This is a genomic window from Mangrovibacter plantisponsor (assembly GCF_003182475.1).
Lineage (GTDB): Bacteria > Pseudomonadota > Gammaproteobacteria > Enterobacterales > Enterobacteriaceae > Mangrovibacter > Mangrovibacter plantisponsor.
In genome coordinates, this window is the sequence record NZ_QGTS01000015.1 from 1 (window position 1) to 24,896 (window position 24,896).

20 protein-coding genes are annotated in these 24,896 nt (G+C 51.6%); 9 read left to right on the forward strand and 11 right to left on the reverse strand.

The window, feature by feature from the left end:
- From DES37_RS20380 to DES37_RS20390, 3 genes are all read left to right on the forward strand, one after another.
- The coding region (locus tag DES37_RS20380; protein ID WP_211320572.1) for a fumarate hydratase C-terminal domain-containing protein at nucleotides 1–129 on the forward strand (129 nt) is incomplete at its 5' end.
- 461 nt (nucleotides 130–590) lie between these two features.
- Nucleotides 591–1,397 (forward strand): hypothetical protein, encoded by an 807-nt coding sequence (locus DES37_RS20385; RefSeq protein WP_110027608.1) that lies wholly within the window; start codon nucleotides 591–593, stop codon nucleotides 1,395–1,397.
- 23 nt (nucleotides 1,398–1,420) lie between these two features.
- Entirely contained in the window at nucleotides 1,421–2,362 is a 942-nt protein-coding gene (locus tag DES37_RS20390; protein ID WP_110027610.1) for a GGDEF domain-containing protein, read from the forward strand.
- A gap of 257 nt (nucleotides 2,363–2,619) precedes the next feature.
- Here the strand turns inward: DES37_RS20390 and DES37_RS20395 are convergent, their stop codons facing one another.
- From DES37_RS20395 to DES37_RS20425, 7 genes are all read right to left on the reverse strand, one after another.
- Nucleotides 2,620–3,831: a Bcr/CflA family multidrug efflux MFS transporter gene (locus DES37_RS20395; RefSeq protein WP_051691264.1), complete on the reverse strand. Its 1,212-nt coding sequence runs from the start codon at nucleotides 3,829–3,831 to the stop codon at nucleotides 2,620–2,622.
- Between the two features lie 270 nt (nucleotides 3,832–4,101).
- Nucleotides 4,102–4,611: a hypothetical protein gene (locus DES37_RS20400; protein ID WP_110027611.1), complete on the reverse strand. Its 510-nt coding sequence runs from the start codon at nucleotides 4,609–4,611 to the stop codon at nucleotides 4,102–4,104.
- 134 nt (nucleotides 4,612–4,745) lie between these two features.
- A complete protein-coding gene (locus tag DES37_RS20405; RefSeq protein WP_036104212.1) occupies nucleotides 4,746–5,363 on the reverse strand; it encodes a LysE family translocator in 618 nt (205 codons plus the stop codon).
- 96 nt (nucleotides 5,364–5,459) lie between these two features.
- A complete protein-coding gene (locus tag DES37_RS20410; protein WP_110027613.1) occupies nucleotides 5,460–6,191 on the reverse strand; it encodes a class II aldolase and adducin N-terminal domain-containing protein in 732 nt (243 codons plus the stop codon).
- A gap of 42 nt (nucleotides 6,192–6,233) precedes the next feature.
- The gene (locus DES37_RS20415; protein ID WP_110027615.1) at nucleotides 6,234–7,070 is read right to left on the reverse strand and encodes an ABC transporter substrate-binding protein; all 837 of its coding nucleotides are present in this window, start codon (nucleotides 7,068–7,070) and stop codon (nucleotides 6,234–6,236) included.
- Nucleotides 7,071–7,091: 21 nt separating this feature from the next.
- Nucleotides 7,092–7,964, reverse strand: a complete 873-nt coding sequence (locus DES37_RS20420) for a phytanoyl-CoA dioxygenase family protein (RefSeq protein WP_110027616.1) — start codon at nucleotides 7,962–7,964, stop codon at nucleotides 7,092–7,094.
- Between the two features lie 29 nt (nucleotides 7,965–7,993).
- A complete protein-coding gene (locus DES37_RS20425; RefSeq protein WP_110027618.1) occupies nucleotides 7,994–9,514 on the reverse strand; it encodes an amino acid ABC transporter permease/ATP-binding protein in 1,521 nt (506 codons plus the stop codon).
- A gap of 514 nt (nucleotides 9,515–10,028) precedes the next feature.
- Here DES37_RS20425 and DES37_RS20430 point away from each other — a divergent pair.
- The 6 genes from DES37_RS20430 (at nucleotide 10,029) to DES37_RS20455 (ending at nucleotide 15,765) form a co-directional block, all read left to right on the forward strand.
- The gene (locus DES37_RS20430) at nucleotides 10,029–10,949 is read left to right on the forward strand and encodes a LysR substrate-binding domain-containing protein (RefSeq protein WP_036104226.1); all 921 of its coding nucleotides are present in this window, start codon (nucleotides 10,029–10,031) and stop codon (nucleotides 10,947–10,949) included.
- 178 nt (nucleotides 10,950–11,127) lie between these two features.
- Nucleotides 11,128–12,396: a flavin-containing monooxygenase gene (locus DES37_RS20435; protein WP_110027620.1), complete on the forward strand. Its 1,269-nt coding sequence runs from the start codon at nucleotides 11,128–11,130 to the stop codon at nucleotides 12,394–12,396.
- Nucleotides 12,397–12,429: 33 nt separating this feature from the next.
- Entirely contained in the window at nucleotides 12,430–12,864 is a 435-nt protein-coding gene (locus DES37_RS20440; RefSeq protein ID WP_064596318.1) for a RidA family protein, read from the forward strand.
- Nucleotides 12,861–13,535: a DUF1028 domain-containing protein gene (locus DES37_RS20445; RefSeq protein ID WP_110027621.1), complete on the forward strand. Its 675-nt coding sequence runs from the start codon at nucleotides 12,861–12,863 to the stop codon at nucleotides 13,533–13,535. The genes DES37_RS20440 and DES37_RS20445 overlap by 4 nt, the downstream gene beginning before the upstream one ends.
- Nucleotides 13,528–14,691 carry an acetylornithine deacetylase gene (gene argE / locus DES37_RS20450; protein ID WP_110027623.1) on the forward strand — a complete coding sequence of 388 codons (1,164 nt, stop codon included), beginning with the start codon at nucleotides 13,528–13,530 and terminating at the stop codon, nucleotides 14,689–14,691. Before DES37_RS20445 ends, argE begins: the two co-directional genes overlap by 8 nt.
- A gap of 123 nt (nucleotides 14,692–14,814) precedes the next feature.
- Nucleotides 14,815–15,765, forward strand: coding sequence for a Gfo/Idh/MocA family protein (locus tag DES37_RS20455; RefSeq protein WP_110027625.1), 951 nt, complete (start codon nucleotides 14,815–14,817; stop codon nucleotides 15,763–15,765).
- Nucleotides 15,766–15,798: 33 nt separating this feature from the next.
- Here the strand turns inward: DES37_RS20455 and DES37_RS20460 are convergent, their stop codons facing one another.
- From DES37_RS20460 to DES37_RS20475, 4 genes are read right to left on the reverse strand one after another with little or no spacing between them, the layout of a single operon-like run.
- A complete protein-coding gene (locus DES37_RS20460; protein WP_110027626.1) occupies nucleotides 15,799–17,199 on the reverse strand; it encodes an efflux transporter outer membrane subunit in 1,401 nt (466 codons plus the stop codon).
- A 3-nt stretch (nucleotides 17,200–17,202) separates the two neighbouring features.
- Nucleotides 17,203–20,304, reverse strand: a complete 3,102-nt coding sequence (locus tag DES37_RS20465) for a multidrug efflux RND transporter permease subunit (RefSeq protein WP_110027627.1) — start codon at nucleotides 20,302–20,304, stop codon at nucleotides 17,203–17,205.
- The gene (locus DES37_RS20470; protein ID WP_110027629.1) at nucleotides 20,304–23,504 is read right to left on the reverse strand and encodes an efflux RND transporter permease subunit; all 3,201 of its coding nucleotides are present in this window, start codon (nucleotides 23,502–23,504) and stop codon (nucleotides 20,304–20,306) included. The genes DES37_RS20465 and DES37_RS20470 overlap by 1 nt, the downstream gene beginning before the upstream one ends.
- Complete coding sequence (locus DES37_RS20475; RefSeq protein WP_036104259.1) at nucleotides 23,501–24,730, reverse strand: MdtA/MuxA family multidrug efflux RND transporter periplasmic adaptor subunit; 1,230 nt, start codon at nucleotides 24,728–24,730, stop codon at nucleotides 23,501–23,503. Before DES37_RS20475 ends, DES37_RS20470 begins: the two co-directional genes overlap by 4 nt.
- Between the last annotated feature and the right edge of the window lie 166 nt (nucleotides 24,731–24,896).

Consider the following 24,896-nt stretch of genomic DNA (forward strand, 5'->3'; position numbering starts at 1 on the left):
GAACTGGGTATGGAAGCTATCTGGAAAATCGAAGTGGAAGATTTCCCGGCGTTTATCCTGGTGGACGACAAAGGTAACGACTTCTTCCAGCAGATCACCAGCAAATGCAATAACTGTGGAATGAAGTAACCCACAGGGCAAAGCGTTCATGGCTCACTACGGTGAGCCATCAGATTGATGAAAAAGAAGGAAAAAACGTGGTTTTTCCTGCTTTTTAGTTAGCAGCCGAAAATCAATAAATTGATTTTCCTGGTTTTTTATTGGGTGACATCCTCTCGTTCTGTGCGGACATAAGGTTTGTCATCAGACTCATGGCTCACTACGGTGAGCCATATTTTTGGGGAAAACAGGCAAGGCAAATCTGCGAGAAGGTTATTTCACTGCGCGTCATCAGGCAAACCACAAGACGTACTAACGCCTTTATTTTTATCAATATTTAACACTATTCACCCATCCTGCCTATGGCTCTACTATTTCCGCCACGGCATAATTTCCCTCACGCCACCTGACAATACTAATAACAGGCTGGAACACGCTTTGCCTGCTCACCAATTCACCTGCTACATCAGCAATAATGGATAATACAAACCATGTCTGACGCACACTTCGCTCCGCCCTTGTTTATTCAGGAAAAAAATGAAGAAGACATCAATCTCGCTCTGACTCCCTGGTTTTGTAACACGCCCAATGGGCCAGTCTGGGTTGCCGAACCCGCTCCCGAAATAGTGCGAGTGGAAGCTGCGCCTGATAACCCCGCAACTGCCATTGGCACACCTTATGTGGTGGCGGATATTGTGAAAGTGACGCCAAACCCACCCTGGGGCACAGAAACACAGTTAGGATTTAGTGCAGCAGAAGTGGTTTTTGAACCTTTTTGGGCAACCCCGGCGATTGCAGCTGCTTTTGGTGCAACGCTGATTCAACCAGGGCAGGCGATTCAGATTTCCAGCCCGGTAAGCCCATTACAATATGTAGAGTATGATTATGGTGTATTTGCCGGCCACTGGTCACCGTATCAGGGCACAGGGAATACCTTACTCACTGTTTCCTGTACCGACCTTGAACACCACGATTTTCCCCATGTATTCGCTTCAACAGACCCGCTACAACCTCTGGTGGTTTCAGTAGGCCGTTACTGGCCTGAACAATCTATTATCCGTGTCGCAGACCTGTGGGTAAAACAGGGCGACGCATTGTATATTCCTCCCAAGCCAGCACTGCCGAATCAGGTTTGTCTTGATTTGCATAATAACCGTAACTCGGCACTGGCATGCTGGGGTAATATTCAGCAAAACAGCATAACAACTCACACGCTATTACAACAAAACAACGGGTACTTCTACTGGTACTGGAACGCTCTGGCAACAGTACACAGTCGTCCGGTAATGCCCGGTTAATTTATTTTTTTGGAGAGTGTTTTATGGCAGACATCAGTGAACTCACCAGCGATAACGCAGTATATAAAACGTTACTGGAATCGACTCTGGCTATCCCGTGGAAAATAGACTGGTCAACCATGTCATTTGCCTATATTGGCCCACAAATTGAGCCGCTGTTAGGCTGGGAACAAGCCAGTTGGGTTTCAGCCGAAGACTGGGCGACGCGTATTCACCCTGAAGACCGGGAGCGTGTGGTCAACTTCTGCATTGCCCAGTCTCAGGCTGGCGTGGATCATGAAGCTGATTACCGGGCACTGACAAAAGATAACGGATACGTGTGGATCCGCGATGTTGTGCATGTGGTGCGCAAGGAAAATGGCGATCCAGACAGCCTGATTGGCTTTATGTTTGATATCAGTGAACGGAAGAAAACAGAAGAAAAGCTCATCGCGCTGCAAAAAGAGCTCGAAGCCTTATCTTACAAAGACGGTCTTACTGGTATTGCCAACCGCCGCCGCTTTGACGCCACGCTCGCCGTGGAGCTGGAAAGCGCCCGCCGCAGCAAAGCGCCTTTGTCACTGCTGATGATGGATATCGACTTCTTCAAACAATTTAATGATATGTACGGCCACATTCAGGGAGACCAGTGTTTGATCCGTGTAGCGCAAACCCTGAGCCTTGCCCTTGAAGGCCCGCGTGACCTGGTTGCCCGCTATGGCGGTGAAGAGTTTATTATTATTCTGCCTGGCGCTGATGCTGTTATGGCAGGCAATATTGCAGAGCGCTGCCAACGGCTTATCGCTAAACAGGCCATTGAACATAAAGGTTCACCACACCAGGAGCTTGTTACCACCAGCATTGGTTGCCTCACTGCTATGCCAGATGAATCATTAAAACCAACAGAGTTCCTGCGCAAGGTGGACCAGTTACTCTACAAGGCCAAACAAAATGGCCGTAACTGTATTGAAAAACAGTCGCTGTAACTCATGAAGGCCACACTATGTGGCCTTGGGTCGGAAGACAAACCTCATGTCCGCACAGAGCGAGAGGATGTCACCCAATAAAAAACCAGGAAAATCAATTTATTGATTTTCGCCCGCTAACTAAAAAGAAGGAAAAACCACGCTTTTTCCTTCTTTTTCATCAATCTGAAGGCCACACTATGTGGCCTTTTGGCATTAACGGCGAGCAGCCTGCTCGCCTTCTTTCTGACCAGCAATGCCCTGTGCGTAATTGCCACTCAGGCAGCCGTACGTTTTGCTTTTGCAGGTAATACCACCAGAAAACTGGCAAGCGTGAACAAGGCAATAATCCAGGCCATTGTCCAGGGTGTGCCATCGCGGAAGAAAGCCAGTAACAGTGATGAAATAATACCGCTGCCATATTGCAACGCCCCAATCAAAGCAGAGGCGGCACCAGCGATATGTGGCACTTCATCCAGCGCAGCCGCTGTGGATGTTGCCGCGATTATCCCGTTCATAGAAAAGAAGATAAAAACGGTAATCACAATACTGGCTACCCCGCCAATATTCAGCTTTACCAACACAGACAGCGCGATTGTCGCGATCACAGCAATTACACTGGCTCCTTTCAACAGGCTCTCCAGAGAATGGCGGACAACCAGGCGGCGGTTCACCACGCTCATGGCCATAACACCCAGAATGTTCACCGCAAACAACCAACCATAGTGCTGTGGGTCAATGCCAAAGTAATGGATATAAACAAAGGGTGATCCGGTAATAAACGCGTAAGCCGCCACGTAATAAAAGGTAAGGCTCAGGGTATAACGCATAAAAGCGGTGTTTTTCAGTAACGAGAAGTAGTTATGAAAAGCATTCCCCAAAGAAGCTCGGGTGCGTTTTTCCGGACTGAGGGTTTCTGGCAACCACACCAGTGAAACGAACATCACCCCACCAATCACCGCAAGTAGCCAAAAAATGGAATGCCAGGTACTAAAGCGGATAATTTGACCACCCAGTAATGGTCCGGCAATAGGTGCTACAGCCATGACCAGCACCAGTGTCGATAACATTTGAGCGGCCTGGGTTCGGGTAAACAAATCACGAATCATAGCCCGGGCCAGCATCGGGCCGGTACAGGCTCCCAGCGCCTGAAAAACACGCCAGAACACAATCTGGGTAATATTTTCTGACATAGCACAACCGACGGAACCCACAGCGAACAGCACCATACCAATAAACAACGGCAGGCGGCGCCCGAAATGATCGCTAATTGGCCCCCAGATCAGTTGTGCGATGGTAAAGCCCACTAAAAAGCCGGTTACAGTAAGTTCAGCATCACCCTGTAAGTCCCGCGCCATTTGAGGCATTGCAGGCAGGTAAATATCGGTTGAAAGCGAAGTAAAAGCCATTAATGCGCCAAGAATGGCAATAAAGGCGACGGGTGTTTTTGCGGGGGAAGCAGTGCCCACCACAGGTTTTGCATTCATCATTATCTCTGTTTTATTTTCAAAAGCAGGTGATGCCCCGGGCCTGCAACAATAATAAACGGGCACAGCGCTATTGTACGTATTCATCCCTGGTGGATAATCCAGGGAAATCAACATGTGATTATGAATTTAAATCATTAATCTGGCTGCCGAAGGGAGTGAATGGTTAACAGAAAACGCCCGTAGCCAGTGACGGCACCAGACAGGGCGTTGCCCTTTGGCTATGGAGAAAGAGGAAAAAATACAAAAGAAAGGGATGGTATGCTACAACGGTTAACTGAACCATGCAGACACCCCGGCGACAACGGCCAGGGAAGCAGGAACAATAGTTAGTATCAGCACCGTTTGTTTGTGTATAGCCTTATGTAACATACCCGAAAACTCACCACGAAAACCGTTTATTTCACCGCGCATGGCGGCCATTTCGCCACGCAACTCCTCACGCAACTCACCCATTTCACCGCGCAACTCCTCACGCAGCTCACCCATTTCACCGCGCAACTCCTCACGCAGCTCACCCATTTCAGCACGTAACTCCTCACGCAGCTCACCCATTTCAGCACGTAACTCACCACGCAACTCGGTAATATCAGATTTAGTAGCAAACTGTTCAGAGCGTGTGGTTAATGCTGCAAGGTTTACACGGATATCGGCGACATCAACTTCGAGCTTCCCCACCCGCAGGCCGAGATTCTGCAAAAAATAATCCCGTGAGCCCTGATGTGGGTAGTGATTTTTGACACGACAGACACGCACACTGGTGATTTTGGGCGTAATACTCATACGTTATGTTTCCTTACCTGAACACACTCTTCCTGTTAAAAGGAATTATCCCCTGTTTCTTGACAGGGGAAAATAGTGCTTCGAATAACTCTGCAATTCTCATCGCAGAAAAAACACGCAAGAATGAAACAGTTTCAGGAAGATGCAGCGAGACGCGCAGCAAACAGCAAAAACAAACCACCGGTAATGCGGTTAAGCCAGCGAGCCACAACGGGCTTTTTCAGGATATGGGCCACACGGCGTGATGCATTAATAAGCGTGAGTGACCAGAGTGTCCCCAACACCACATGAATGGATACCAGCAAGAAAGTCCACTCTACCGGATTGTGCCCCGCCGGGATAAATTGCGGCAAAAAAGAGACATAAAACACACCGACTTTAGGATTCAACACGTTGCCCAGCATCCCACGGATAAACCAGTTACTGTGCCGGGCTGTTCCCTCACCTTCGTTTAATTGAGGCGTTACAGGAGTACGTAACATATGAAAAGCGAGCCAGCATAAATACACCGCACCGGCCCACTTCAACAGCATATAAGCCAGTTCAGAAACAGCCAGTAATGCCGCCAGGCCAAATGCGACCATCGCGCCCCAGATAAAGCACCCAGTATTAATCCCCAGCGCGGCCATAAACGCTTTCCGGCCACCTTCAAGGGTTGCAGTGCGTAAAATCAGTGCGGTATCAAGACCAGGCGTGATTGTCAAAAGTGAGGCGGCAAGGGAATAGGCAAGAAGGGAATCAGTGACCGTCATTTTCGAGCTCCGAAAGAGTGGAAATTACATAAATCCCCCCGTACAGACAAGCTCTTTATACAAAAAAATCTCACGCCCTTCCATGGGCCGCGATAATCAATCAAGCAAAGATGGGTCCTGGCGAATCATCAGTTGTTTCATTTCTTCAAAATGCTGGCGTGAAAAATCGGCAATTTTCTCCCAGTCTTGTGCTGTTTTTTCCGCAACTTCATCAGCAAGTACGCACAGCGGTTGCCCGGTGGACCAGGCGGTAACCAAAATCTGGCAGGCCCGCTCAAGTGTCCAGATATCATCAAATGCTTCGCCAATATCCGGCGCTGTCACCAGAACGCCATGGTTGCCCATCATCAGGCGCTTGTTACCTGCCAAAAGCCCGGCCAGGCGTGCGCCTTCCTGTACTGTATCAGCCATGCCACCATACAGTGAATCGAAAGAAACACGGTTAAAGTAACGCGCCGTATTCTGGTCGATTGGCGGAATATGCGGGTGCGCCAGGCAGGCAACACTGGTGGTGTAGACCGGGTGTAGATGCAATACCACTTTGACATCAGGCAAACGCTGGTGAATTTGCCCATGAATAGCCCACGCCGTTGCATCCACATCCTCACGCTGTGCCGCTTGCGGGTCATCAGCATGTAATAACAGCAAGTCACTGGCCCGAATGCGGGAAAAATGCATCCACTTCGGGTTCAGTAAAAACTGTTTTCCATCTGGCGATAACGCCGCACTGAAGTGATTGGCAACCGCTTCATGCATACCTTCATGCGCAATGATACGGAATGTGGCAGCCAGGTCGATACGCGTTTGTTCTTCATGAGAAAGCGCCATAAATTACCTCACCTTACAGGAAACGAAGAAAACCGGGAGCTGTTATTGAGCCTGTGGCATCAAGGTGTTCAAGTCTTCTTCCGTAGGGGCCTGGAAGTTATATTTTTTGAGCAATGCAGCGTACTCCGGTGTTTTTTGATATGCCGCCAGCGCTTTTTCCAGTGCCTGTTTGACTTCCGGGTTGCCTTTTTTCACACCAAAACCATTCAACACTGGGTAGATAAGTGTGTCGGATGAGATAACAATACGATTACCCAGTTTGGCCGTAACACCACGGGCCACAGCCGCATCTGTTATCTGCGCCTCAACAGCATGAGATAATAACGCCTGGGTGGTTTGTGGATCGGTGGTGAATTCGCTCAGCGCAATAGGTTTCAGCCCTTTTTTCACGCAATAGTCGTCAGACAGCTTATGTAACTGCTGGAGCCAGGAAGTGGCTCCCATTGAACCAATTTTGTGACCACAAAAATCCTCAGGTTTTTTAGGCTGATAACTGCTGCCTTTCAATGCAAGAATGGACTCACCACTTTTAAGATAAGGCACCATGTCAATAACTTTCAGGCGTTCAGCGGTGATATACATTGACGAGTTGGTGATATCAAAACGCCCTCCCTGTAAACCGGGGATCAGGTTAGGGAAACGGGTATCCAGGTTTTCAGCCTTGCGCCCCATCACTTTCGCCAGGCCATTAAGAAATTCAATATCAAACCCGGCCGGATGGTTATTTTCCATGTATTCATAGGGGTAAAACGTCATGTCGGAACCCGCAATAATTTTCCCTGGCTGCATAAATGCCAGTGAACTGAATGACGCCATAGCGGTGGCCGCGCCAACCAGGCATAAAACAACAGGGCGAAGCGAAGTGCGTAGCTGTTTCATAAAACCTCCAAAGATAAAATATCAGGCACTGGCAAGATCGTTTCCGGCCTGTTGAACAAAAAAGGATGCGCCACGGGGTTTTTGCGGCAAACGTAACTGGTTGTCTGTACTGCGAATCAGGCCGCTTTCTTCACCCGCAACCAGTGTGCCGGTATGAATACTGGGTAACGGGTTTTCGCCATAAGGCAACGCATCTTCAGCGGCGTATACCGTAATGAATAACGTTCGCGGGTGTTCCGTTTCATTCGGGCTTGATGCATGCAGCAACCGGGTGTGCATAAAGCACACTGAGCCAGAGGGGCCAAAGCAAGCTACAGGCTCCTGGCAATGTTGTGCGACAACGGTCTCTTCCACAGCCCCGGTAAATTTTCCATTCTGCCAGTGAGACCAAAGCGGGCCATTGTGGCTGCCAGGGATCACGTTAAGCGGGCCGTTTTCTGGCGTCACATCGCTGACCATCAAAAGCGCCGTTATCAGGCTGTCATTGCTATGAGGCGTAAATAAAAAATCCTGATGCCATTTCACCTGTGTCGCAGTGTGCGGCAATTTGGAATTGATTTTGCTGTGATGAAACCGCGTGCCGTTATGGCCGATTAACTGGGCCGCAATCTCTGCCATACGTGACTTCAACGCAGTTTGCAGGTAAGACCCGGAAATCTCGGTTGGTGATGTTACCCGGCGTAAAGAAGGGTGTTCCGGGCTATGGTCACTTTCCAGGTCAAAGCGAGCTCGCCCATCCAGTGTCTCTCCCCAGGCATTATCATGATGACGGCTGTCTTCCACCCAGTTATCAAAATCTTTTTGCAATACATTGATTTCACTGGCGGTTAATACGTTTTCGACTACCAGAAAACCTTGTTGATGAAACTGTTCAATTTGCCACTGTTCAATCACAACATGTTCCTCTCAAAATACAGGGTTCATTAAGCAAGGGAGACATCTTTCAGGAACGCACCAACACGTGGGTTCTGCCCCTCACGCAATACGGCAGGTGTGTCATCGCAAACCACACGCCCTTTCTCCATAAAGACAATTCGGTCAGAAACTTTGAACGCAAAATTCATTTCGTGGGTCACGATAACCATCGTTATCCCTTCATGGGCGAGAGCTTCAATAACCTGTAAAACTTCGTTAACCTTTTCGGGATCAAGTGCCGATGTAGGCTCATCAAACAGCATGATTTGAGGGCGCATCATCAGCGCGCGGGCAATCGCCACACGTTGTTGTTGCCCGCCAGAAAGTTGGTGAGGGTATTTCCACGCGTGTTCCAGCATGCCAACTTTATTCAGCAGTTCGCAGGCACGTTGTTTTAATTCAGATTCAGGGGCCAGGCGGTGATAACGTGGCGCCAGCAACAGGTTATTCATCACAGACAGGTGCGGAAACAGGTTAAAGCTCTGGAACACCATACCGATATTCAGGCGGTGTTCAGCATGCTCTGTAAAACGCGGTTTCTGCCGGTTACTCCGGTCAAGATGAATAAAGGGCTGGCCATTGATTTTAATTTCCCCGTTATCTATCTGTTCCAGGCCGTTCAGCAGGCGAATAAGAGTGGTTTTCCCGGAGCCTGACGGGCCTATGACCGACACCACTTCACCCGGGTGAATGTTCAGGCTCACGGCCCCCAACACTTCCACATTGTTGTATGCTTTTTGCAGTTTGAATGCCTGCAAGGCGGGCCCGTCTGTTGCACTGACCGGGCGATTTACGCTACCCGCCTGCTGTGTTGCCAGTGCCAGCATGGAGGCATCAACTTCACGGCTGGTATTGCGCTGGGTAACATCCAGGTAACGCTCCAGTTGTTTCAGCAGGAAATCAAATACCGTAACAATCAGCACATAATAAAATGCAACCGCTGCCATGGTTTCCATCACCAGGAAGTTCTGCGAATAAAGCCGCTGCCCTACCATCAGGATTTCGGTCAGGGAAATAACCGACACCAACGAACTGAGCTTAACAATCGCGATATATTCATTTGCCAGCGCGGGTAATGCCACGCGCAATGCCTGGGGAATGACCACGCGCCATTGAATACCGGCATAACGTAACCCCAGAGCCCTTGCAGCTTCACTCTGCCCTTTCGGAATAGACAACAACCCACCACGATGAATCTCAGCCACATAAGCGGCTTCACTCAGGACCATAGCAATCAGACCAGACCAAAATGGGTCACTGAGAACCACGGAAGACCCGGGAAAAGCCTGAGGCAGGTTGTAGACAAAAATAAGCAATACCAGTAACGGCATACTGCGAAATAACCAGATATACCCCCGTGCAGGCAGGCGTAAAAATAAATGAGAGGATTGTTTCGCCAGGGCAAGAAGAAAACCAAATACAATACTTGCCCCCCAGGTCAAAAGACTGAGCTTAATAACAGTCCAGGTGGCTCGCCAAAAGTCTGCATCACTGAACAGACTCAACATGTAGTTCCAGTCAAAAGTCATGGGCTATTTCGCTCATTTAAAATAATGGAATTACGCGATACCCCATGGGCAATAATGGGGCATTTACCGTAATCAGCTTTGAATTACACTATGTCGGCACTCCTGCGATGGTGGCAACTAGTAAATTTTTTGCCTTTAACTTTAAAAAAACTATGCAGACTGGTTAACACGTAGAAAACAGGCAAATATTTACACCCACACATAATCAACAATAAAAAAACAATTACACACATAAAAAAACGCATACCCTAATTAAACATTAAAACGCACAACCAGGGTGCAATTAATGAATCAAATAAGGGCATGCGTATTATTTTAGTGCAAAATAAAAAATAACCTTGAGAAACCACCTCCTCAATTACGTTCACCACGTAAAAAGGCCAGAGAAAGTAATGTATTCATAAGCCAGAGAATAATGGTGGCGGTATGTTCACTGGCATGATGCTTGCAAGACTGGTTAGCCTGAAACTATACCGATTAAGTCAGTAACAATATTTAATAAATGGTCCCTGCTATGACACGTTTTACACTTAAGCAACTGAAGTATTTCGTCACTGTCGTTGAGACAGAGAGCATCGCCGAAGCTTCACGACAACTACATATCGCTCAACCTTCCATTTCCATCGCGATTAAAAATCTGGAAGATACTTTCGACCAGCAACTGTTTATTCGCCACCATGCACAGGGAGTATCCCTGACTTCTGGCGGTCGCCGTTTTTATGAAAAAGCCAGAGAGTTACTCCGCCTTTCTTACGAGTTTGAGCAGAACTCCCGGGCAGATAAGGATATGGTTTCCGGTACTATTTCAGTCGGTTGTTTTGAATCTGCAGCCCCCTTGTATATGCCCAAACTGGTGGCAGGCTTCACCAAAATCTATCCGGAAATTACTATTCAGTTGTATGACGGTGAGCAACATGAATTAATGCACGGTCTGCACCGTGGGCGCTTTGACCTGGCATTTTTATATGATCTTGAATTAGGCAACACCATTCACAAAGAAGTGCTGAATGCGCCACATAAACCTTACGCTCTGCTTCCTGAACGCCACCGGCTGGCAAACCGCAAAAGTGTTACTTTGCAGGAATTAAGCCGTGAACCCATGATTTTATTGGATGCCGTACCCAGCAAAAATTATTTTATCAACATCTTCAAAGAAAAAGGATTTAACCCGGAAGTCGCTTACAGCTCACCTTCAATTGAAATGGTGCGCTGTATGGTCGCCCAGGGGTTGGGTTTTTCCGTGCTGGTTACCCGGCCTTGCTCAGATATCACTTATGACGGAGAACGCCTGGTACAAATGGATATTGATGATGAAATGCCAGCCTCTACACTTATCATGGCCTGGTTACAAAATAACGAACCCACGCGCCCGGCACAGTTATTTATGGATTACTGCCGTAACGCTGAATTACAACCGGCGCCCACCAGCCACTAAATAAATGACGATTAAATAGATACGTCAGCGCTGGCGTATTTATTTACACCTGATTGCCTCATAAATTTCTATTCAGACACTCGTTTTATAATAATTTACCGTAACAGCTGAGTTACATACTCTGGTTTTTATCAACATCGGCCAGGTTGCCGATTCATGGTAATTGAAGGACCCAGAGATGACAGAAAACGTAATAACAACAGATACGCTGGTTGTAGGCGCAGGCCAGGCTGGCGTGGCAATGAGTGAACATTTAACCCGCCTGGCAATACCGCACCTGGTTGTGGAAAAAAACCGTATCGCAGAAGCCTGGCGCAGTGGGCGCTGGGATTCTCTGGTCGCCAATGGCCCCGCCTGGCATGACCGCTTCCCGGGGATGACCTTCCCCGGCAGCCACCCGGACAGCTTTGTCGCTAAAGAACAAGTGGCTGACTACTTTGTCGCTTATGCCGACAAATTCAAAGCGCCCATTCGCACTGGTGTGGAAGTGTTCAGTGCCACACGCCTTAAAGGGCGCCCGGGGTTCAGGGTTGAGACATCGCAAGGCATTATTGAAGCACAGCGTATTGTCTCGGCTACCGGGCCTTTTCAGCGGCCGGTTATCCCCGCCATCGCGCCGCAAGACAGCGCACTCCTGCAACTCCACTCAGCTCAGTACCGTAACCCGGAACAACTGCCAGATGGCGGTGTGCTGGTTGTGGGAGCCGGTTCCTCCGGGGTGCAAATTGCCGATGAACTGAACCGTGCCGGGAAAAAAGTGTGGCTCTCCGTTGGCGCACATGACCGGCCACCACGCACCTACCGTGGCCGGGATTTCGTATGGTGGCTGGGCGTGCTGGGCCTGTGGGATGCAGCAGCAAACCAGCCCGGCAAAGAGCATGTCACCATTGCGGTGAGTGGTGCCCGCGGCGGGCATACCGTCGATTTTCGCCAGCTTGCTCACCAGGGCATTACCCTGGCGGGCCAGACTGAAGGTTTTAATCAGGGTGTGGTGGCTTTCCAGGATAACCTGGCAACACATATCCGCACAGGTGACGAATCTTACCTCGCCCTGTTGGATGCCGCAGACCTGTATATTTCCCGCCACGGGCTGGACTTGCCGCCAGAGCCAGAGGCCCGCTATTTCATGCCAGACCCGGATTGCATGACTCACCCGGTACGTACCCTGAATCTGCAACAAGCCGGTATCAGCACCATTATATGGGCAACAGGCTACGCCACGGATTTCAGCTGGCTCAAAGTGGGCGCCTTTAACCAACAAAACCAGCCTCAGCACCACCGGGGGGTATCCAGCGAGCCAGGCGTGTATTTCCTGGGGCTGCCCTGGTTGTCCCGTCGCGGTTCCACTTTTATTTGGGGAGTGTGGCACGACGCGAAATATATTGCCGACCAAATCGCCATTCAGCGCCAGTACCAGCACTATCGCCCGGATGATACCGAGGCCTGAGCCCCTTTACCCTTTGTGAACAGGAAAACTATCATGCCAACACATACACGCATCCGGATGTTTAACACGAAAGAAACCTACCCAAACCAGGTTTTGGATAATGACCTGTGCCAGGCAGTGCGCGCGGGCAACACCATTTATGTACGCGGCCAGGTCGGAACAGACTTTGCCGGTAACCTGGTTGGGCTGGGCGACCCGCGTGCCCAGGCTGAGCAGGCGATGAAAAATGTGAAGCAATTGCTGGCAGAAGCTGGCAGTGATTTGTCACACATTGTGAAAACCACCACTTATATTACTGACCCGCGTTACCGTGAAGCCGTCTACCAGGAAGTGGGCAAATGGCTGAAAGGTGTGTTCCCGATTTCTACCGGCTTAGTGGTTGCAGGGCTTGCCCAGCCACAGTGGTTGATGGAAATAGATGTCATTGCCGTTATTCCTGAAGATGAAATGGCACAGGAGGTGAAATGACACTCTCAATCAGCGCGCGTTGCCCGGAAACCGGGCAACTGGGCATTGCCATTAGCTCATCAAGTATTGCCGTCGGCTCCCGTTGCCCCTGGTTGTTGTCGGGCGTGGGAGCGGTATCCAGCCAAAACATTACCCTGCCCTCGCTGGGGCAACAGATCCTGGCAAAACTGTCAGAAGGCCTGGCACCAGAGCAGGCCATGCGGCAAACCCTGGCTGAAGACCGCTTTCGCGAATATCGCCAGGTCGCCGTGATCGATGCCAGCGGTACAACAAGCGTATTTAGTGGCGAGCAAACTTTAGGCATTCACCACACGGTTCAGGGAAACAACTGTGTTGCTGCCGGCAACTTGCTGGCCAACCCGCAGGTTATCAATGCCATGGTAGAAGCATTTGAATCCTCCACCGGGGAACTGGCCGCCCGGCTGATTACCGCGCTTCAGGCAGGTATCAACATAGGTGGCGAAGCAGGAAGTGAGCACTCAGCAGCCGTTAAAGTGGTGGATGATTACACCTGGCCGGTGGTGGATTTACGGGTGGACTGGGCAGAGCAGGCACCGGTAGAAGAATTGCTGGCGTTGTGGCAGGCCTGGGAGCCACAAATGGATGCCTACATTACCCGGGCGCTCGACCCGCGTGAAGCGCCCAGCTACGGTGTGCCTGGCGATGAGTAACCCGATGCGGGAAATTTTGTCCCAATTGCTGGCTTTCGATACCACCAGCCGGGAATCCAACCTTGCGCTGATTGGTATGATTCGTGAGTTTTTGGTAGCTCGCGGGGTTGCGGTTCAGTTGTTCACTAATGAAAGCGGGAGCAAGGCCAACATGTATGCACGTATCGGCCCGGACGGCCCTGGCGGTGTGATGCTTTCCGGCCATACCGATACCGTGCCGGTGGACGGGCAGAACTGGTCGGTTCCGCCATTTATGCTGACAGAACAAAATGGCCGCTACTATGGGCGTGGCAGTACCGATATGAAAGGTTTCCTCGCCTGTATGCTGGCCTCTGTTGATACCTTTTTATCTTCGCCATTACGCATGCCTTTACACCTGGCCTTTTCCTACGACGAGGAAGTTGGCTGCCTGGGCGTTCGCAGCCTGGTGGACTGGCTGCGTAATGCACAGGACCGCCCCGCAATGTGTATTATTGGCGAGCCAACAGAAATGCAGCCGGTATACGGGCACAAGGGGAAACTGGCAATGCGTTGCCAGGTTCATGGTCATGCCTGCCACTCTGCACAGGCACCCGAAGGGGTAAACGCCATTAGTTATGCCGCAAAAGTTATTGCCCACCTGGGAGAACTGGGTGAGCAACTGGCATTACACCAGGACAACCGCTTTTCCCCGGCATTCAGTACTGTGCAGGTGGGTACCATTCAGGGTGGCAGCGCGCTAAATATCGTACCGGAAAACTGCGCTTTTGATTTTGAAGTACGCTATTTGCCTGGTGTTCAGGTGCAAACCGTAGCGGAGAAACTGCAGGCATGGACCAGGCGCACGCTGGTTCCGGAAATGAAGCAGGTGGCAGGCGACAGTGAGATAACCTTTCACACCCTGAGCCATTACCCCGGCCTGCTGGCAGAGACCCAGTCTGAATTTGCCCGCCTGCTGTCTGGCTGGTGTGGCAGTGAGTCTTTCTCAACTGTCGCTTTTGGTACAGAAGCGGGTTTATTTCATGAAGTGGGTATCGCCACACTGATTTGCGGCCCGGGCAGTATGGCACAGGGCCATAAAGCCGATGAGTTTGTTGCCATTGAACAACTCGATAACTGCATGCTGATGCTGAAAAATCTGTTCGACTGGATGAAGAACCCGGACGCATCTCCTTAACCTGCACCACAAACCTGTATGACAGCTTTTGTAATTTTGCTTAAGCTGTCACATAGCTTTTCTCTTCAGACCGCTAAACTAACGCCAAATATTGTCACGCTCACTGACACAGGAGTCTGTTTCATGTCTGGTCTGGTTAACTGGGGCATTCTGGGTTACGCCCGCATCGCAAGAAATTCACTTATTCCGGCTATCAGCCGCGCCGCTAATGCACATTTATACGGCGTAGCTTCGCGTAACAGTGCGCAACTTCCCGATGGCGAGTGGGATAAAAGCTACCCGGATTACGCCAGCCTGCTGGCCGATGAAGCAATTGATGCCGTATATATTCCCCTGCCCAATTCACTGCATAAAACCTGGGTGATACGCGCACTGGAAGCCGGGAAGCACGTTCTGTGTGAAAAACCGTTAGGCCTGACCGCCGAAGAAGGCAACGCGATGCACAAGGCCGCGCAACAACATGGTCGCATCCTGATGGAAGCCTTTATGTACCGCTACACTCACCGGATGCAGGCGGTAAAATCCGTGCTGGAGAGCGGTGTGCTCGGCGATATTCGCCATATCAATGCCACTTTCCGTTTCCTGTTAAACCGGCCTGGCACCATAAAAATGCAGCCCGCTTTAGGTGGCGGTGCCCTGTACGATGTGGGTTGTTACCCGGTGAATTTTGTCGGTATGGTCACCCAACGGGTACCGGTTCGTTGTGAAGTATTATGTGAGATGGACAACGGCGTGGACACACAACTGTCGGCGCTTTTGCAATATGACGACGGGCTGATAGCCAATATTCACTGCGGGTTTAACAGTTTTGGCAGCAATTTTGCCGAAATTATTGGCACTAAAGGTTTACTGCGTATTGACGACACATTCCAGGACAATGCCGGCGATATTTGGCTACATACCGACGAAGGTAGCCGCGCAATCCCTGTTGAGGAGTCTGACCGTTATCTGGCGGAAGTCAGCCAGTTTTCAGCCACTGTGCTGAAGCAGCCTGCGCATTGCCTGTCCCTGGAAGAAAGTATCCGTAACCTGCAAGTTCTGGATATGATCCGGGCAAAAATGCCCGGTTCATAAGAGAAAGTGACGACATCAGGTGGAAGTGAAGGTTCATTGTGTAGCCTGCCAACCACCGCCCAATGCGGCTATCAGCGCCACGCTGGCAACCCACTGGGTGCTTTGCAAAGACAGCAGGCTTTGCTGTTCAGACAGACTACTGTTTTCTGTGGTGGCGACATCCAGGTAGTCAATCATGCCAGCGTCATACTGGTTGCGTGTTACCCGGGCTGATTCCTTCGCGGCGGCTGTGGCGTTCTGTTGCGCCACCACTTCCTGCTGCAATGTATTCAGTTCAACCAGGTAATCCTCAACTTCCTGCATACCTTCCAGCACGGCCTGGCGGTAGTTTGCCACGCTGGCGTCATAGGCTGCTCTGACCTGGTCTACTTGTGCCGATGTCGCGCCAAAATCCAGTAATGTGCCGCTTAACTCCGGCCCAAGGGACCAGACCCGGTAAGGTAAAGCAAACAGGTTGTGGAACACCGACGACGACGTGCCGCCGCTGGCACTCAGCGTCAGGTCTGGGAAATAGCCCGCAATCGCCACGCCCACCGCGGCATTGGCTGCTGCCATTTCCCGCTCTGCATATGCGATATCCGGGCGGCGTTGCAGTAATTGGGACGGCACCGCCTGGGGCATCGCTGGCAAAGTGGCATCCAGTTTTGCCACCGGCAGGTTGAACCCGGCTGGCGCTTTGCCCATTAATAATGCGATAGCGTGCTCAAGCTGAGCACGCTGCCACTGGTAATCCAGCGCGGAAGCCCGGGCGCTTTCTAATTGCATTTGCGCCTGTGCCAGAGTGGCGCGTGATTCCGTCCCGGCACCATATTTGTTTTCGATCACAGTAAGATAACGCTGGTAAGCCGCCACACTCTGTTGGTACAGAGCGATTTTTTCATCCATTACCCGCAACTGAAAATAATCCTGCGCCAGTTCAGACTGGGCACTGAGTGTCATGTTCGCCAGTTCGGCTGCGCTGGCCTGGGCACTTGCTTTGTTCTCTTCCAGCGTGCGGCGCAGTTTGCCCCATATATCCAGTTCCCAACTGGCGCTCAGCTCCGCCTGATGGCTGTTGCTGGTGGTGCGTTGCCCGGTAGTACTGGAACGGCTGCCGCTACGGGTTGAGCTGGCATCATAGCTTACCGAAGGCAATAGCTCGGCGCGCGACTGTGCCGCCAGCGCCAGCGCTTCACGGTACTGCGCTGCATAACTGGCAATATTCTGGTTGGAGATAACCACCTGAGTCAGCAGCCCGTCCAGTACCGGGTCATGGTATACCGACCACCAGGCACCTTTGTTTTTATCATCCTGCGGCGCGGCCTGTTGCCACCCCTGCGCTTCTTTATAATGCAGCGGCATGTTGACTGCCGGGCGGTGATAATCCGGGCCCACAGCACAGCCGCTTAACACCAGCGATAACGCCAGAGCAGTGATTCGCAACGTTTTTTTCATCAATTAAGGTTCCACATGGCGTAAACGGTGCCATCTGCGTTTTGTGGCACGGCTGAGGCTGTCCAGCCAAAGATAAACCACCGGAGTGGTAAACAGGGTTAATAGCTGGCTGAGTGCAAGCCCACCGGCAATTGCCAGCCCCAGCGGGCTGCGTAAATCGGCATCTCCACCGCTGCCCAGCGCCAGGGGTAACGCGCCAAAAAATGCAGCCAGCGTGGTCATCATAATGGGGCGAAAACGCATCAGGCACGCCTGGGTTATCGCCTGCTGGGGGGTTATGCCCTGGCGTCGTTCAGCATCCAGCGCAAAATCAATCATCATGATGGCGTTTTTCTTCACAATGCCTATCAGCAAAATTATCCCAATCAGCGCTATCACGGTGAGTTGTGTATTGGTCAGCAGAAGCAGCAGCAAAGCCCCTACCCCTGCGGAAGGCAGTGTGGACAGAATCGTCAACGGATGAATATAGCTTTCATACAATACGCCCAACACGATGTAGACCGCCGCCAAAGCAGCAACAATTAACCACGGCATGGTGGCGGTCAGTTCACCAAAAGCTTTTGCCGTTCCCTGGAACCCGGCCTGAATGGAAGACGGCAAACCAATTTTCGCCAGAGCCTGTTTAATCAGCACCTGAGCCTGTTCCAGTGACACACCATCATTAAGGTTAAACGCGATAGTACTGGTGGCAGACTGGCCCTGGTGAGCAACAGAAAGTGGCGCATTTCCACCGACAAATTTTGCAAAAGCCGATAACGGCACGCGGTCGCCGTCGTCGTTCACCACGTACAGTTCTTTGAGGATCTCCGGGTCGCGGGTGTAGTCATCAGCCAGTGTCATCACGACATGGTACTGGTTCAGGGTGTGGTAAAGGGTGGCTATCTCGCGCTGGCTGAAGGCATTATTGAGCATGGTATCCAGCATACTGACATTAACCCCCAGGCGCGTTGCCTGGTCACGGTCTATCTGAATCACCACTTCCTGCCCACCGGTTTGTGAGTCTGAATCAACACTATTCAGTTGTGGAATAGCTGCCAGCGCGGCCTGCACTTTCGGCGTCCAGGTGCGTAGCAGATCCAGGTCATCGGCCTGTAAGCTGTACTGGTATGAGGCATTGGCACTCCGCCCGCCAATATGCAAATCCTGCGCGGCCATTAAAAACAACTGTGCACCGGGAATGTTACGGGTTTTGGCGCTCAGCCTGTTTGCCACTTCTGTCGCCGTGGCAGAGCGTTTATCAAAATCTTTCAGGCGCACAAAGAAGTTAGCGGAGTTACGTGAACCAAACATGCCACCACCCATAGATGACATCACGCTTTCTACTGCCGGGTCTGATTTGATGATATTGGTGAACATCAGCATTTTGGGCTTCATTGCCTGGAATGAGATGTTCTGGTCTGCCCGCAGTGCGCCCATCAGCAGGCCGGTATCCTGGTTGGGGAAAAACCCTTTTTGCACTACCGAATAGAGAAACAGGTTCAAAAGTACGGTGAGTAATAAACTCAGCATGGTGAGTTTCTGGTGTTTCATCACCCAGTCCAGCCCGCGCGAATAGGCAGCAAGCAGGCTGTTAAGCTGGTTTTCAATAAACTGGTAAACCGGGTGCGGGCGCTTTGTGACAGCAGGTTTGGCTTTCAGCAGACGCGAGCACAGCATGGGCGTCAGGCTGAGGGAAACAAACATCGAAATCAGCAATGAGACCGTCAGAGTAACGGCGAATTCCCGGAACAGGCGGCCCACAATGCTGCCCATCAACAAAATAGGAATAAATACTGCCACCAGCGAAACCGTCATAGACAACACAGTAAAGCTGACTTCTTTAGCGCCACGCAACGCCGCACGCAACGGGCTCAGGCCAGATTCAATATGCCGGGCAATGTTCTCCAGAACCACGATGGCATCATCCACAACAAACCCGGTGGAAATGATTAATGCCATCAGTGAGAGGTTATCCAGGCTGTAACCCAGCATATACATCACCGCACAGGTGCCTATCAGGGAGACCGGCAGAGCCAGAGCGGGAATGATAACTGCCTGAACATTACGCAAGAACACAAAGACAACCGCTATCACCAGTAACACAGCTATCAGCAGGGTTTCTTCGGTGTCATACAACGATGCCCGCACGGTTGGCGAGCGGTCCACCACCAGTTGTAACTGGGTATCTGCTGGCAGGTCTTTACGCAGGGCGGGCAGCTTCGCTTTAATGGCATCAATCGTTTCCAGCATGTTAGCCCCGGCCTGGCGGGTTATACCCACCATCACCGACGGCGTGGCATTCAGGAAACCCGCCTGGTATTTGTCTTCCACTGAGTCATAAACACGGGCGACATCACTCAGCCGTATCGCCTTACCATTCTGATAACTGACTACCAGGTCGCGGTATTGCGCGGCTTTATCTAACTGACCATTGCTGTCCACCACCCAGGACTGGGTTTTGCCCTGTAACATGCCTTTTGGCTGGTTGGTGGTGCTGTTTGCCACCGCCTTGCGCACGGTATCAAGCGAAATGCCGAAGTGGGTCAGTTGCTGGGGTTGCAGGTCAATACGTACTGCGGGTAACGCACTGCCCATCAGGGAAACCTGGCCCACCCCCTGAACCTGGCCCATTGCCTGCTCAATTTTACTTTCGGCCAGGTCGTAGAGCTCACCCGGGCTGCGGCTGCTGGAGGTTAAAGCCAGCATCACAATAGGCGCATCGGAAGGGTTGGCTTTGCGGTAAGTCGGCAACGATTCCATGCTGCTGGGCAGTAAACTGCGCGAGGCGTTAATTGCAGCCTGGACATCACGCGCCGCGCCGTTGATATCGCGATCCAGTTCGAACTGCAAAATAATATTGGTTGACCCCTGAGAACTGCTGGAAGTCATCTCCGTGATACCGGCAATTTGCCCCAGAGCACGCTCCAGTGGAGTGGCAACCGTTGCCGCCATGGTTTCAGGGCTGGCACCAGCCAGGCTGGCGCTGACCATGATGGTGGGGAAATCCACCTGGGGCAATGGAGCCACCGGCAACAAACGGTAACCCAGCCCGCCCAGCAGGAGAATAGCCAGAGTGAGCAACAACGTTGCCACCGGGCGGAAGATAAAGAGCCGTGTCAGGTTCATTATTCGCCCCGGGCCTGTTGCTGGCGGCGTTTAACCCAGGCAGAACCACGCTGGGCAAGGCCATCAAACCACAGGTATATCACTGGCGTGGAAAACAGCGTCAGTACCTGGCTGACAATCAGCCCGCCAACAATAACCAGCCCCAGAGGCTGGCGCAGTTCAGCCCCGGAGCCAGATGCCAGCATCAGTGGCAGTGCGCCCAGCAATGCCGCCATGGTGGTCATCATAATAGGGCGGAAACGTAACAGGCATGCCTGATGAATCGCTTCCCGGGGGCTCAGGTGCTGGTGGTGTTCGGCTTCCAGCGCGAAGTCGATCATCATGATCGCATTCTTTTTCACAATGCCTATCAGCAGAATAACCCCGATCAGTGCTATCAGGCTGAACTCCGATCCTGCCAGGATCAGGGTCAGTAATGCCCCCACGGCGGCAGACGGCAGTGTGGAAAGAATCGTGACCGGGTGAATAAAGCTTTCATACAGGATGCCCAGCACCACATACATGGTCAGTAACGCGGCGAGGATCAACCACAGTGTATTGCTGGTTGCACTCTGGAACGCTGCGGTTTCTCCCTGGTAACGCAAGGTGATTCCGCCGGGCATCTGGAGTTGCTGGCTGGCATCGCTGATAGCCTGTTGTGCATCATCCAGCGAGTAGCCTTTGTTCAGGTTAAACGACACCATCACCGCCGGGAACTGATTAAGGCGCATGTGCATCAGTGAACCAGTGCGTTCATGAATGGTAGCAATGGATGTCAGTTTCACCATTCCCGTGGTGCTGGTACTGGTATCACTGGTTGAATCACTACTGGAGGACGAACTGCTCGTTGAGCTGGTGCTTCCAGAAGTGGTGTCGGAGGTGGAAGTCGTTGTGGACGGCTGCAACCAGATGTCATCAAAAGAGGCCGGTGATTGCTGGTATTTCGGCGCCACTTCCAGCACCACACGATACTGGTTCGCCTGGGTAAAAATGGTAGAGACCAGGCGCTGGCCAAATGCATTGTAGAGCGCGGTATCCACATCGGAGGCGGTAATACCGTAACGGGCTGCTTTGTCGCGGTTCAGTTCAACCCAGGCAACACGCCCCTGGTCCTGCAAATTACTGACTACACCATTAAATTCCGGGCGTTTTTGTAATGCTGCCACCAGTTTGGGTGTCCAGTCCGCCAGGTCTTCACTGTTGGCATCATCCAGCGTGAACTGATACTGGCTGGGTGTTACCTGGTCATTGACTGTCAGGTCCTGAGCCGGTTGCAGGTAGAGCTGGATCCCGGCTACTTGCTTCGCAGCCTGTTGCAACTGGCTAATCACCACATCAGCTTTGTCATCCCGCTCATCAAAGGATTTCAGGTTAATTTGAATACGCCCGCTGTTCAGGCTGGTATTACTGCCATCAATCCCAATAGTGGACGATAAACTTTCCACAGAAGGATTTTGCAAAATGATTTTCGCCAGTGCCTGCTGGCGTTTTGCCATTTCATTGAATGATACATCCTGAGAGGCGACTGTAACGCCCTGGATCAGGCCGGTATCCTGGGTGGGAAAGAACCCTTTAGGAATCGCGATATACAACACCGCCGTTAGCACAAAGGTTCCAAGTGCAACCAGTAAAGTCAGTTTTTGGTGGTTGAGCACCACAGTCAGTAACCGGTCATAGCCCCGAATCAGGCTGTCAAAAACTTCACCACCTTTGCGGGAAAAGCGCGATTGCTGTTCCGGGGGAATATGGCGCAGCAGGTAGGCACACAGCATTGGTGTCAGTGTGAGTGACACCAGCATGGAAACCAGAATGGAAACCGCCAGCGTAATGGCAAACTCGCGGAATAACCGGCCAACCACATCGCCCATAAACAACAGTGGGATCAGCACGGCAATCAGGGAGAAAGTCAGTGAGATGATGGTAAAGCCGATTTGCTGCGAACCTTTCAGTGCCGCCTGCATTGGGGTTTCCCCCTCTTCAAGGCGCCGGGAAATGTTTTCCACCACCACAATGGCATCATCAATAACAAACCCGGTGGCAATAGTCAGCGCCATCAGCGACAGGTTATTCAGGCTGAAATCCGCGAGGTACATCACCCCGAAGGTGCCCACCAGCGATAACGGCACCGCCACACTGGGAATAAGCGTGGCAGCGACATTGCGCAGGAACAGGAAGGTCACCATGACCACCAGCGCTATCGACAGCATCAGTTCAAACTGCACATCATGAATAGATGCGCGGATTGTCTGGGTGCGGTCAGACAGCACGGTCATCTTCACGCCATCAGGCAACGCGGCCTGAAGTTTGGGTAACTGAGCTTTGATGTTATCCACAACCTGAATAACGTTAGCGCCCGGCTGGCGTTGCACACTGATGACAATGGCCGGGTTGTTGTTCGCCCAGGCGGACTGAAACGTATTCTCCGGCCCTTCTTCAATATGCGCGATATCTTTCAGGCGCAACGCCGCGCCGTTTTGATAAGTGAGGATCAGGTTGCCGTATTCTGCCGCCGTGCGCAGCTGGTCGTTGGCGTCAATAGTCACTGAGTGATATTTACCGTCAAACCCACCTTTCGAGCCATTCACATTACTGTTGTTAATCAGTGTGTTGACATCTTCCAGGGTCAGCCCGTGGGCAGCAAGCGCTTTGGGATCCATCTGCACCCGGATGGCAGGCTGATGCCCGCCAGCCAGTGTCACCATCCCCACCCCGGAGATTTGTGACAACTTGAGTGCCACACGGGTATTCACCAGGTCCTGCACGGTGGTCAGCGGCAGTGAATCTGAGCTGGCAGCCAGGGTGATTACCGCGCTGTCTGCCGGGTTTACCTTTTTGTAGGTTGGTGGGTTAGGTAAATCGCTCGGTAACAGATTATTCGCCGCATTGATAGCAGCCTGAACTTCCTGCTCCGCAACATCCAGCGACAATTCCAGGCCGAATTTGAGCGTGATTATTGACGAACCACCAGAGCTGGTGGAAGTCATCTGGCTCAGGCCCGACATTTGGCCCAACTGGCGTTCCAGCGGAGAGGTCACCGACGAAGCCATCACATCCGGGCTGGCACCCGGGTAGAGTGTGGTGACCTGTATCGTGGGGTAATCCACCTGTGGTAACGCAGAGGTGGATAAAAAGCGGTAGGCAAAGATCCCGGCAATCAACACCCCTACCATGATTAACACGGTAGCGACCGGCCGCAGTATAAACAGGCGTGACGGATTCATTTGGCCTCAGGCGCGGTTTTGGTTTGTGCTTCATCCACCACGGAGACTTTGCTGCCGTTAGTCAGACGATCAATCCCTTCGGTAACAACCCGGTCTCCGGGCGAGATACCTTTCAGTATCGCCTGCTGGTCATCATTCACTTGTGGCCCGGCGGTCACCGCTTTGCGTGTAACGGTATTGTCTTTGTTGATAACAAAGACAAAATAGCCTTCATTACTCAACTGTAATGCCTGGCGTGGGATCACCGTAGCACCTTTAAGCATGCTGGTTTGCAGGCGCAGGTTCACAAACTGGTTGGCGTATAAACTTTCATCCTGATTAGGGAAAATAGCTTTCAGTTCAACGGTTCCGGTACTGGTATCAATCTGGTTGCTGATAAATTTAACCTCGCCGGTTCCCAGTGCCGTGGTGTTATCCTGGTCAAACGCCGTTGCCGGCAAACTTTGGCCGTTATGCAGTGCTTTGACCAGTACCGGGATATTGCTTTGCGGCACACTGAATGTCACCGCTGCGGGTTGCATTTGAGTAATAGTAACCAGGCCTGTGCTACTGCTGCTTTCCACCATGTTACCCGGGTCTACCAGGCGCAACCCCACGCGGCCACTGACTGGTGCGGTAATGCGGGCATATTCCAGATCCAGTTTGGCGCTCGCTATTTGGGCTTCATCTGACGCAACCGCCCCCCGGTATTGCCCAACAGTCGCTATCTGGCTGTCGAGGTCCTGGCGGGCCAGTGAATCCTGCGCATAGAGTTTGCGGTAGCGGGCCAGAGTCAGTTCTGCGCTGTTTAATAACGCTTTATTTTCGCTGAGCTCTCCCTGGTACTGGTTCAGTGTTGCCTGGTATGGCCGCGGGTCTATCTGCGCCAGCAACTGCCCGGCAGCCACTTTCTGGCCTTCGGTGAAATAGACTTTTTCCAGTTGCCCGTCTACCCGGCTGGTAACAGTAACAGAAGCATTAGGAATCACTGTTCCCAGTGCATTCAGGTAGAGCGGCACATCGGCGCTGGTTGCCACACCGCCATGAACCAGCGTGGTACCACCGCCCATCATCCTCATTCCCGGGCCGCCTGGCCCACCAGGACCACCAGCCCCACCTGGCCCACCAACGCCTTTGCCACCAGGGAGTAAACGCCAGACAACGCCAGCAACGATTAACACCACAATCAAAATAATCAGCCATTTCAGCCAGCGTGCGCTCGCAGACCGGGAAGTATTCGTTGTCATTGGACTCTTCAGGTGAATGAAAAAGGAATATGTGTTGGAAAAACAGCGAAAAAGTTTATCACTCGAACCTTATTCACTGCACAATCTATATCGACCAGATTTGTCCTGGTTTCAGTGGGAATTTCATAGAGGAAAATCTGAAGAGCATTAAGCACAAAACAATATC